This window comes from Pararhizobium sp. A13 (genome assembly GCF_040126305.1).
GTDB lineage: Bacteria > Pseudomonadota > Alphaproteobacteria > Rhizobiales > Rhizobiaceae > Pararhizobium.
On record NZ_CP149511.1, the window covers coordinates 775,795 to 786,321 of the forward strand.

Here is a 10,527-nt window from a genome sequence, read left to right on the forward strand (position 1 = left end):
AAACTGCGGTAGCGGGTAGATTTCCTGTTCACGCGGGATCGTCCGCGTGGCCTTCCCGACGCAGCCAACTCGCCAGAAGAGCTATCGCCTTGCTCTTGCGATCGGCGTCGCGGCAGCACAGCCTGTAGCCGACCGGGCGGGATGCAAAGCCGAAAGGCGCTGTCAGCGCCCCGCTGGCGAGTTCCAGCTCGATGGAGGCACGCGGTGCTATTGTTACGCCAAGGCCCGCCTTCGCCGCGCCGATTGCCAGCGTCAGGTCATCGATCTCGATCCGCTTCACAAAGCGCGACGGGCGCGTGCCGCTTTCGCGGAACCAGTCATCCCAGAGGTAAGGCACATCGCGCGCCACCAGCGCTGTGGCATTTTCGAGCCAATTGGCAAGATCGGCATCAGGCGGGGCGAGGCATGAGGAGCTTGAGACGGGGCCGAATGCATCGACCATGAAGGCGGTCGCTGCGATGTCGGGCAAAGGACGGTATTCGCCGCCGGCAATCATGGCGTCGAGGTCGGGCGCGTCGGCGAGCGTGCGGGTGACGGCGATCGGCACGACATCGATTTCCAGATCGCGAAGATCAGCATGGATGCGCGGCAGTCGCGGCATCAGCCAGGAAAGGGCCATAGGCATGGGTACCCCAAGCCGAAGGCGTGTCTTGCGATCTCGTTGCTGGACCTCCTCTGCCGCGCGGGAAACGATCGCGAAGGCAATTCCAACTGCATCGGCAAAACGAAGTCCGGCGGCGTTGAGCGTCACACGGCCACCCTTACGGATGAAGAGAGCCGCGCCGAAATACTCCTCAAGGCCTTGAAGCTGCTGCCTTACCGCTCCCGGCACCACACCGAGATCCTGGGCCGCGGCACGCAGGCTGCCGCAGCGGGCAAGTGCATCGAAGGCACGAAGTGCGTTGAGCGGTGGCAACGGATGCTTCAGGTTCAAAGAGGGCTCTCTGCAGGGCGGCGGCGCGTCTAGCCGTATTTCTTGTCCGGAAACGCTGGAAAGGAAAGGCAAATATTTGAACCGCCGGACACCTGTGACATAGCCAGCTAGAATGAGCAGGGCGCTCGACCCGTGCGGGGAGCGCCCTGTCAGACCCTGACAACCGCGCGCGACAGACAAGCTGCGCGGCAAGCGATTATCAAAACGGGACCCGGGCGAGCTCGAAGAAATAAATCCGATCGTCAGCGTTGATCGTCATCGCCCCCATGATCCTGCGCTCATCGATCCTGCGAAAATGATCGACGATAGGTTGGTCGTCATAGACCATCGCGGCACTCGCCTCGCCCTGAAACGACATGGTTTTCAAGGAAGCCACCGGGCCTTTCGCTCGAAGTCCATGCTGAAGATACGAAAACAGGTTTCGCGTGGCACGCATCCTGCCGACCATATGGAAACGGAGGACCAGGCGAAGCGGTATTCTCGCCGGGTCGATCGCAATCAGCTTCCGCTCGTCGAAGCGAAACAGCAGCGCATCGGCGCGCATGTCCGGCGTGAACCGCTTGCCGAACCAGCCGAGGTTTTCCAGCACGCCGTCAAAAGGGTGGCCTGACGGAATGCCCCTACCGGTCCATAGCCCGATCATCTCGCGCGGCTCGATAGGTGGCAAGCTTTGAAATTCCTCAAGCGCTTTCTGCATCTGCGGGCTGCTCAATCCGGACGCTCCTCTCACAACGACATGACCTACGCGGTGTCGCCCTGCTGTTCTTCGCTGCGCTGCTTGGCGCGCCACTTTGATCTGGCAGTTTGCCGTGCGGTCCGCAATTCCTCCCGGGTCGGTAGCCACCAGCCCCGGTCGAGCTCTTCTGGTCCCGGAGGTGTTCGCGCAGGCCAGGTCGTCACCAGTTCTTCCAGCGAACCGGCTCGCCACGACGCCCAAACATGCTCCTCGTTTTGCCCTACGGGAAAATAGAACGTGCTGACAGTCACAGGATCTGCCAACTCGCCATCCGAGCCGGTGAAGAAAACGACACCAGCATGCGTGCTGATCGCGCGCTCGAACGGCGGGAGATCGTCAGCGGGCACAGGATAGCGTTTTCGCCGGCGCTCCCTCAATCTCACCTTCGAGGCCTCCTCTTCATCCGTACCCTTGATTGCCTCACGGCGCGCTTTCCTCACCTCGGGTTCATTGCGCTCGGCCGCCGCCTCGATCGCCGGCCACCGTCGGCGCAGTTCGTCGTATGATCGGTAAGGCACAGTCCAAAGTCGGCGATCGGGATCCCATCGCGCAAAGGGAATTTCTCTGATCTCGTTCACAATGGTCCGCGAGTAGGGTGTGCGGATGTGGAAGGCTGAAGGGGCTGCTTCGAGATAGCGGCTTTCGATCGGTTCGAATGCGAACGCATCCCTACCCTTATCGTCAGCGAAAGCGTCGGCCTCGGCTTCCATCTCAGCCAGCCAGCGACTGATGCGCCTCTCGGCAGTGCGGCCAGGCACGAACCAGGCGTGCAGACTGTCGCTCCAGCGTGCGCGTGGGAAAGACTTGCGAAAACGCTGCACGGTCATGCGATCGTGCGGCAAGTCGGTCGTTGCGCCGACACGCGGTTCAGCTTGGACTTTGTCGTTCGGTTCCTTTTCCATGGTGCCTTCCCGCAGCAATGCGGCCTTTGTTTTGGCCGTATTTTGCTCGAACGCTCATGCTGCCTGCCTGGATTTCCCGCGACGCATGATCGCCTGTTCCAGCGGCCGCTGACCATCGCAGTAATCCTGCCACGCGGAGCTTTTTACAAGAAGCACAGGGACAGTGCGGACCGTGAACTGCTTGGGGTCGAGGTCAGACTTTACCTGCGTCCATGTCAACGGCATCGACACGGTGGCGTCCGGCCGCGCCCGGGGCGAAAGCGGAGCGACAGCCGTCGCCATACGATCGTTGCGCAGATAGTCCAGGAAGATACGACCCTCACGCTGGTTCTTTGCCATCTTGATCAGATAGGGATCCGGATTGTCACGTGCCATCTGCTTGCAGACGTCATGAGCAAAGCCCTTCGCTCTGTCCCAGCTGAGTTTCTTGCTTTTCCCGACGGTAAGCGGCGTCACAATATGCAGTCCCCTGCCACCCGTCGTCTTGCAGAAGCTCACCAGGCCCAGTTCCTCCAGCCGGTCGCGGATTTCGCGAGCGGCTTCGACGACGGTGGAGAACTCGACGTCAGGTCCAGGATCGAGGTCGAACACCAGACGGCCGGGCACTTCCGGCTGACCAGGCTCACAGTTCCAGGGATGAAGCTCGACGCCGCCGATCTGGGCGATAGCCGCAAGACCTTCGACGCGTGCCCGCTTGGCGCTCCCCGGCGGCAAGACCCGTGTGCTGTCTCACACCGCATCCGCCTCGACGTCGCCATTCTGCATTATGAATGGCTTCGGCTTCCTGCCTTTTCCGGATGCGATAGCCTCCATCGTCCTGCCGGAAGCCACCGACGTATCGTTTTCCTCGAGCACGGCCGCTCCGTTCTCCTCGACCGAGAAGTCGTCATGATGCTTGATCAGCAGCCAGTTCGTGCGTTTGCCGCCATCGCGGTCATGGCGCATGCGCACGAGGACGAAGCTGCCATGGAGCCGCTTGCCTTCCAGCGTAAACTTGAAATCACCTTTGGCGAGCGCCTCCTCCGGCGTCTTCATTCCTTCCGGCTCCCAGTAGCCGCGATCCCACAGCATCACTGTGCCGCCGCCATACTGGCCCTTCGGGATGGTGCCTTCGAAATCCCCGTAGTCAAGTGGGTGATCTTCCACCTCCACGGCCAACCGCTTGTCCTGCGGATCGAGCGACGGGCCTTTGGTGACGGCCCAGGATTTAAAGACCCCGTCGAGTTCGAGCCGAAGGTCATAATGGAGGCGGGTAGCATCGTGCTTCTGGATGACAAACCGTCGGCGGTTCGACGGCTTGACCTCAGCCTCGCCACTCGGTTCGCCTGTCTTCTTGAAATCGCGCTTGGCGCGGTACTTCGACAGATTATCGGTCATGAACTCCCGGTTCCTCCCAATCTGGCAAAAAGAGCGGAGCCGGCTTGTCCCATCGGCTCCCACCATGGACCTAGCGACCCCGCTACGCGGATCGCGCCGGCGTCACCGAAACTACGTTGAACGGCGGCGATCTGACTGGCTGCGATATCCGCCGAGACCTCAATGTCGCCTTCGAGGGCTGCGTCTTCTCGGTCGCCCTCTTCATGGGAAGCGTCGCCGCCTGATGGCGCCAAGCCGGCGATATTTCGATCGGTTGTAGATTGAACGAAGATGTCGGGCCTCGATATGCCGTGCTGTTGAACCAGGTGTTCGACCGCAAGGTCGGCGGCCTGACGTGTCTCGAAAATCGCCCCGATCGTGGTGGTGCTGTCGTCCGCAATTGGACTGTCTCCTGCTTGTTGATGGTCACAGGATCAGAACGCCTTAGCGAGCCAGTAGTTTCACCGCATTCAGGGCCGGGTAAATGGGATTGTTGATATCGCCGCGAAGACGGCTATGTTCTCTCTTTGTTTCGGTGTAAACCTTCAAAGGAGACGCCGAGTCCGCAGCCTTTTTTGCTGAAGCCGCCATGAACGATATGAGCATCATTCCAGTCCGGAAAATCGTCCACGTGGACATGGATGCCTTTTACGCGTCGGTCGAACAGCGCGACAACCCGGAACTCCGTGGCAAGCCGCTTGCCGTCGGCGGATCTGCCGCACGCGGCGTGGTGGCGGCCGCAAGCTATGAGGCGCGCGCCTTTGGTGTCCATTCAGCTATGCCGTCGGTCACCGCGAAGCGCAAATGCCCGGAGCTGATTTTTGTGCCGCCGCGCTTTGACGTCTACAAGGCGGTTTCCCAGCAAATCCGCGAAATCTTCGCCGAATATACGCCGCTGATCGAGCCGCTATCGCTCGACGAGGCCTATCTCGATGTGACGGAAAACCTCAAGGGCATGGAAATCGCCACCGAAATTGCCCAGGAGATCCGCGCCAAGATCAAGCAGGTCACCGGGCTCAACGCTTCGGCCGGGATCTCCTACAACAAGTTTCTCGCCAAAATGGCCAGCGACCTCAACAAGCCCAACGGCCAGGCTGTCATCACGCCGAAGAACGGCCCAGGCTTTGTCGAAACCTTGCCCGTCAAGAAATTCCACGGGGTGGGGCCGGCGACCGCCGAGCGCATGCGCAAATACGGGATCGAGACTGGGCTTGATCTGAAATCGAAGTCACTCATCTTCCTGCAGGAGCATTTCGGGAAGTCCGGTCCTTATTTCTATGGCATCGCCCGTGGCATTGACGAGCGCCAGGTCAAACCCGACCGCATCCGCAAATCTGTGGGAGCGGAAGACACATTCGTGGAGGATATCGATGAGCTCGAACGCGCCACGGCTGAATTGAAGCCGCTTGCCGAGAAGGTCTGGCGTTACTGCGAGGCGCAGGGCATCAGCGGCAAGACTGTGACCGTGAAAATCAAATACTCGGACTTCACGCAGGCGACTCGCAGCCGGACCAGCATCATTCCTTATGCGGGAGTTACCGATGTGCTTGACGCCGCATCCGGACTTCTGGCGACCGTCTATCCGTTCAAACGATCCGTGCGCCTTTTGGGTGTGACGCTGTCATCCCTGACAAACGATCGAAGCGACGATCTGCAAGATCGGCAGCAACTCGATCTTAATTTGTGACCATGAAGGTCCGAAACGACAGACAGAGTCCAGAACATGCGCAGTTCCCGCATTCGCGTCATCGATCTCGAAACCGCAGGCAACGGGCCGAACGATGTCTGTGAAATCGGCTGGCAGGATGTTATCCTTGGACCGGATGAGCGTTGGCACGTGGACGATGAACGCGGCGCGTTGCTGATCAATCCCGGCCGCCCGATCTCGCCTGAGACGATGGCAATCCACCACATTATGGACTTCCAGGTCGCATCGGCACCCTATTGGAAGGATGTCGCATCGAGCGTTCTTCGCCCTGACGAAGGCGTGACTGCCTTGGCTGCGCATCGAGCGGCCTTTGAACAGCGGTACTGCACTTCCCGGCTTTCGGGCGGAGCACCATGGATCTGCACCTGGAAATGCGCCCTGCGCGTATGGCCACATCTTCCACGGTTTTCCAATCAAATGCTTCGCTATCAGCGCATGCCGGAAGGACTGGAACACGAAATCGGATTGCCGGCCCATTGAGCCATGCCGGATGCCTACGTCACAGCGCATCACCTACGCGACCTCCTGAACGAGGCTTCGCTCGAGCGGCTTCTGGCGTGGAGCAGTGAACCGGGTCTCTTGCCGCGGGTGCCGTCTGGACCAAGCCGAGGCAAAGGCTGGGATCGGCTCAGCTTGGACACGTTGCATGAATTTTCACGGGACCGGGACGTCGATATTCGTTTCAGCGCTCAGACCGAAATGGCCCGCCGCGGCGAAGATCAAAAACCCGTTCCGCCAGAGTCAGCGCAGCGAACGCTGCTCTAGGGCGTGTTGAGATTCACCGTGAGTTTTGGGAGCGGGAATGACGAAGAGCCAGGCGGCCGACCGCGAGACGACTTCATGACCCTCCCGTGCTCGCGCCCAGGGTCACGAGAAGCTCGTCCAGCTGTTCGAACTGCTCGGGCATCCCATCCTCCATCCCGGCTATGGCTTCGTCGAGAGCTTCCTTCGAGGGATAGAGTTCGTGCAGGATCAGCAGCGTCTTGTCGCCTTTTTCCTCGAAGGTCACCGTGGTCACTGCTGCGTCATCACTTTCCTCATTCGTCCAGACGAGGCGCGCGTTCGGTATCACTTCGATGTACTTACCAAAGAATACCATAGGCTCTGAGGCGTCTTGGCCAAACGCAACACGGTAGCCGCCTCCGACACGAACATCCATCTCGCAGGAAAGCAGAGGCACGCCCGTCGACTTCGGTGCCCACCACCGCATGAACAGCTCGGGCTTGGTCCACGCCTCGTACACGATGCGCGCCGGGCCGTTGAAGATTCGCGCAACGACCAGCTCACGCTCGGACTTCCGTTCGATCGTCGTGCGGTTATTCATGGGAGTGGATTCACTATCTTTTTTTTGGTCCATCGACTTTCTCCTTCCGGTTCAATTCCTCGACAACCTTGTCCAACTCATCGAAGCGTGCGTCCCAGAGTTGGCGGTACCTCTCGATCCATGCCGCCTCTTCCTCCAGTCGGCGTAGGCCGAGCTTGCAGGTCCGCACGCGCCCGATTTTCTCCGTAGTGACGAGTCCCGCCTGCTCCAAGACGCCGACGTGCTTTTTCATGCCCGTGAGGGTCATGTGGAACTTCTCGGCAAGCTCCGTGATCGAAGCATCTGCACGTCCGAGCTGCTCGAGAACGCCGCGTCGTGTGACGTCTGAGAGCGCGGCGAACGAGGCATCGAGACGGGGTCGAATATACTGAACCATGTGGTTCAGTATATAACTCACGGATTGGCGGGATGCAAGGGGAGACCGAACGCGCTGCGCGCCGGTCGCCACGGCATGCGCCATTCGATCGGCAAATAGCCGTTCAGGCCTTAAGGCCCATCACTAAGGGGCACGGATATGCGGTAGAAAGATCAAACCATGAACTTCGACCTGCTTCCGGTCCCCTATTGGGGCCACAGTCGAAGGTCGTTGAAGGGTGGTGGCAACCGGACATGGAAAGCCGAGAAAACAGCACGCAGAATGCGGAAGCCTTCCCTCATGCAGGTTCATATTCTTGGTAGTTGACTCGCTCGACTCTTTCCTGTACCAATCGGTAAACTGTTTACCAGTTGGTACACCGCGCTGTAGAAAAGGAGAAAGATCATGCCTGAACAACGCCCGCCGCTGCCGCCATTCACCCGCGAAACCGCCATCCAGAAGGTTCGGGGTGCAGAAGATGGCTGGAACAGTTGCAATCCCGAACGCGTATCACTTGCCTATACGGTTGACAGCTACTGGCGTAACCGCTCGACATTCGTACAGGGGCGTGAGGCCATTGTCGCCTTCCTGGCTGGCAAGTGGCGCCGGGAACTCGACTATCGGCTGATCAAGGAGCTTTGGGCCTTCACCGACAACCGTATCGCCGTCCGTTTCGCCTATGAATATCATGATGACTCTGGTAACTGGTTCCGAGCCTATGGCAATGAAAACTGGGAATTCGACGAGAACGGCCTGATGCAAAAGCGCTTTGCCTGCATCAATGATTTGCCCATCCAAGAATCCGAAAGGAAGTTCTTTTGGGACCGCTCCGGGCCACGCCCGGCCGATCATCCGGGCCTGTCGGATTTGGGATTGTAATCTATGGCAAAAACCGTTGCCGAACGCTCGGACGCCATTCCGGTCCTTGCCGAGATCTTCCGCGAACATGGCTTCGAGGGAGCGAGCCTGTCGATCATCGGCGAAAAGACCGGGCTTGGCAAAGGCAGCCTCTATCACTTCTTTCCCGGGGGGAAGGAAGAGATGGCGGCAGCCGTCCTGAACGAAATCGACACATGGTTCGAGAATCACATCTATCGTCCGTTGCGCGAGGCCGAAGACTCGCGCACGGCGATCAGCGCGATGTGCCGCACGGTGGCGGATTATTTCGATTCCGGCCGGCGCGTCTGCCTGGTCGGCGCCTTTGCCCTCGACAATGTCCGCGATCGCTTTACCGACCAGATCAGGGTCTATTTTGCCGACTGGAAAGCCGCTCTTGCAGCGGCGTTGCAAAGGGCTGGCCACGATGAAGCCAAGGCTTCCGAACTTGCCGAAGAGGCCGTAATCAGCATTCAGGGCGGGCTCGTAGTCGCCCGCGCGCTTGGCGATCCATCATTGTTTGAACGGGCGATGACGAAGGCCGAGGAGCGGCTCTTGGCATAGAGGCTGATCGGACCATTGGGGTGGTCAGCTTGGTTCATCCCGCGATCCGTGGCTGTCTCTGATAAGATTGGGACACGCCCAGGGACGTGTTGGTGCAACCTTAGCTTTCTTTTCTTCGATCGAAATGGACAGATTGAGATCGATAAAATTAACCTAAAGTTTTCGTAAATTCTGACAGCGCAAGCATGTCCTCGTTCGCCGCTCAGTTTGAGAGCACGTCAACCTCACCGGCTTCTCTTCCTGGGACACCGAGCAGCAGATGCCGGAAGACATCAAACCCCTGCGGCTAATGCGTGCGCATCGTCAAACAGACGGCTGGCAGGTCTGTCGCATACAAGCTGCCGATCGCCCCCGCATGACACGCGACCAATGATGCCTGTTTCACCGGATTGTCGTCGGGGACCATAGATGGTGTGCGGGAATCGTCGTAATCTACGCGAGCCCCGGCATCCTATAGCCAACCTCCCGTGAAGCCGGCCCGACGCAGCCCAGTCACGATCGGCTGGCACCGGCGCACGATGTTCCAGAGCAGGCCAGTCCGATAGTTTTCGATCATCAGCACGACGGGGCCTTGATCTATGCCGAAATGATAGGGGCTGACCCACCATCCCGTCTCGCTGTCTTCCATCGCGTATGTTTGATTGAATGATGGCTTGAACCCGTAAAGACGCGTCATTCCCAAATTCATTTGCGCAAAGGTCCTGACGGTCGGAATGACGATTTCCGGAGCGAAAGGCAATGAAGCCACGACCACCCATGGCGAGACGGTGCCATCGTCCGGTCCGAAGGGCGCGCCGCGGGCGATATAGTCGAAGTACTCCATTTCCACGCCATCGATCTTCGTCTTCATCCAGCCAGGTCCGTCGCTTGCGGTGAAACCCCAGCAGTGCTCACCATAGCCGATAAAGTTCATTGGATTGCGAATGGCATACTCCTGCTGCACGTAGGTCGCATGGCGGCTGTTCTGGAAGTAGTCGCTGTCGTGGTCTCGCATGAATTCGTCGCGGATGCCGCGGAAATCGATCCACATATGCGAGAGTTGGTGGGTGAAGAGCGGTCCCGAGTAGAGCAGTTCGCGCCCGTAGATGTTTCTCCATTCGTAGCTTTCGGTATAGGCGGAATACGCCTCGGGCGGCAGTGGATGGGCCGGCGACCCCAGCCCTAGGATGTAAAGCAGCAGGCCCTCGTCGTATCCGCGCCAGCGATAGGGAATGAACCCGCTTTCCGGTCGCCATCCGTGGGTCAGAGTTAGTCCGTGATCACAAGCCCAATTCCAGTCCGCCCGTTCGTAGAGCGCATTGGCAAGCTGTCGAATTTCGACCTCATCGGCAGTCTCGCCGTCAAAGTAGGTAGCTACGGTCAATGCTCCGGCGAACAGGAATGCTGAATCGATGGTGGACAATTCACACTGCCAAACCCGGCGGCCCGTCTCCACATCGAGGAAATGATAGAAGAAGCCCTTGTACCCCGACGTGTCAGGTTCCGGCCCCTGGGGGCATCCCAGCAGAAATGCCAGTCGCTTTCGGGCGATCTTGGCTGCAAACTTCCGGATTATGATGCCGCGCTCCACGACGACCGGAATCGTTGCCAGTGCCATCCCGATTGCGGCGATACTTGCCGGAGCATCGGGCTGGGTCTTATCGCGAACAAGCCCATTGTCGGGATTGGTGCAATGAAGATAGTACAGCAGCGTCGTGAACTGCAGCCGGCCGAGGTCCTGTTCGGTCGGCGTCCGACGCAGCTCAGGGTCTGTCGAGAGCATTTGGGACATA

9 protein-coding genes and 3 pseudogenes are annotated in these 10,527 nt (G+C 59.3%); 4 read left to right on the top strand and 8 right to left on the bottom strand.

Annotated features, from left to right (window positions below; genetic code table 11):
• Window positions 1-28: 28 nt before the first annotated feature.
• The 5 genes and pseudogenes from WI754_RS25255 to WI754_RS25275 all read right to left on the bottom strand — a co-directional run.
• A complete protein-coding gene (locus WI754_RS25255; protein ID WP_341486760.1) occupies window positions 29-934 on the bottom strand; it encodes a LysR family transcriptional regulator in 906 nt (301 codons plus the stop codon).
• A 199-nt stretch (window positions 935-1,133) separates the two neighbouring features.
• Window positions 1,134-1,631, bottom strand: a complete 498-nt coding sequence (locus WI754_RS25260) for a DUF4334 domain-containing protein (RefSeq protein ID WP_341488002.1) — start codon at window positions 1,629-1,631, stop codon at window positions 1,134-1,136.
• 44 nt (window positions 1,632-1,675) lie between these two features.
• Window positions 1,676-2,572, bottom strand: coding sequence for a hypothetical protein (locus WI754_RS25265; RefSeq protein ID WP_341486761.1), 897 nt, complete (start codon window positions 2,570-2,572; stop codon window positions 1,676-1,678).
• Between the two features lie 54 nt (window positions 2,573-2,626).
• Window positions 2,627-3,949 (bottom strand): annotated as a pseudogene (locus WI754_RS25270) (DNA polymerase ligase N-terminal domain-containing protein).
• A gap of 80 nt (window positions 3,950-4,029) precedes the next feature.
• Window positions 4,030-4,329, bottom strand: a pseudogene (locus tag WI754_RS25275) (hypothetical protein); the annotation flags it as partial.
• Between the two features lie 188 nt (window positions 4,330-4,517).
• Between WI754_RS25275 and dinB the strand changes: the two are divergent.
• Both dinB and WI754_RS25285 read left to right on the top strand, forming a co-directional pair.
• Window positions 4,518-5,615, top strand: coding sequence for a DNA polymerase IV (gene dinB / locus WI754_RS25280; protein WP_341486762.1), 1,098 nt, complete (start codon window positions 4,518-4,520; stop codon window positions 5,613-5,615).
• Window positions 5,616-5,651: 36 nt separating this feature from the next.
• Window positions 5,652-6,401 (top strand): annotated as a pseudogene (locus WI754_RS25285) (DNA polymerase III subunit epsilon).
• A gap of 73 nt (window positions 6,402-6,474) precedes the next feature.
• Here WI754_RS25285 and WI754_RS25290 read toward each other — a convergent pair.
• Both WI754_RS25290 and WI754_RS25295 read right to left on the bottom strand, forming a co-directional pair.
• Window positions 6,475-6,993, bottom strand: coding sequence for an SRPBCC family protein (locus WI754_RS25290; RefSeq protein WP_341486763.1), 519 nt, complete (start codon window positions 6,991-6,993; stop codon window positions 6,475-6,477).
• On the bottom strand, window positions 6,974-7,336 hold the full coding sequence (locus WI754_RS25295; protein ID WP_341488003.1) for a helix-turn-helix domain-containing protein: 363 nt from the start codon (window positions 7,334-7,336) through the stop codon (window positions 6,974-6,976). The genes WI754_RS25290 and WI754_RS25295 overlap by 20 nt, the downstream gene beginning before the upstream one ends.
• Window positions 7,337-7,720: 384 nt before the next feature.
• Here WI754_RS25295 and WI754_RS25300 point away from each other — a divergent pair, with 384 nt between their 5' ends.
• Window positions 7,721-8,194 (top strand): nuclear transport factor 2 family protein, encoded by a 474-nt coding sequence (locus WI754_RS25300; protein WP_037125011.1) that lies wholly within the window; start codon window positions 7,721-7,723, stop codon window positions 8,192-8,194.
• A 3-nt stretch (window positions 8,195-8,197) separates the two neighbouring features.
• Entirely contained in the window at window positions 8,198-8,755 is a 558-nt protein-coding gene (locus WI754_RS25305) for a TetR/AcrR family transcriptional regulator (protein ID WP_341486764.1), read from the top strand.
• Window positions 8,756-9,206: 451 nt separating this feature from the next.
• On the opposite strand, the gene WI754_RS25310 is transcribed toward WI754_RS25305, so the two are convergent.
• The gene (locus tag WI754_RS25310) at window positions 9,207-10,526 is read right to left on the bottom strand and encodes a glucoamylase family protein (RefSeq protein WP_341486765.1); all 1,320 of its coding nucleotides are present in this window, start codon (window positions 10,524-10,526) and stop codon (window positions 9,207-9,209) included.
• Between the last annotated feature and the right edge of the window lies 1 nt (window position 10,527).

Coding starts and splice junctions, on each gene's coding strand:
- dinB (WP_341486762.1), top strand. CDS start 4,518: ATGAACGATATGAGCATCATTCCAGTCCGGAAAATCGTCCACGTGGAC.
- WI754_RS25305 (WP_341486764.1), top strand. CDS start 8,198: ATGGCAAAAACCGTTGCCGAACGCTCGGACGCCATTCCGGTCCTTGCC.
- WI754_RS25310 (WP_341486765.1), bottom strand. CDS start 10,526: ATGTCCCAAATGCTCTCGACAGACCCTGAGCTGCGTCGGACGCCGACC.
- WI754_RS25300 (WP_037125011.1), top strand. CDS start 7,721: ATGCCTGAACAACGCCCGCCGCTGCCGCCATTCACCCGCGAAACCGCC.
- WI754_RS25290 (WP_341486763.1), bottom strand. CDS start 6,993: ATGGACCAAAAAAAAGATAGTGAATCCACTCCCATGAATAACCGCACG.
- WI754_RS25260 (WP_341488002.1), bottom strand. CDS start 1,631: ATGCAGAAAGCGCTTGAGGAATTTCAAAGCTTGCCACCTATCGAGCCG.
- WI754_RS25265 (WP_341486761.1), bottom strand. CDS start 2,572: ATGGAAAAGGAACCGAACGACAAAGTCCAAGCTGAACCGCGTGTCGGC.
- WI754_RS25295 (WP_341488003.1), bottom strand. CDS start 7,336: ATGGTTCAGTATATTCGACCCCGTCTCGATGCCTCGTTCGCCGCGCTC.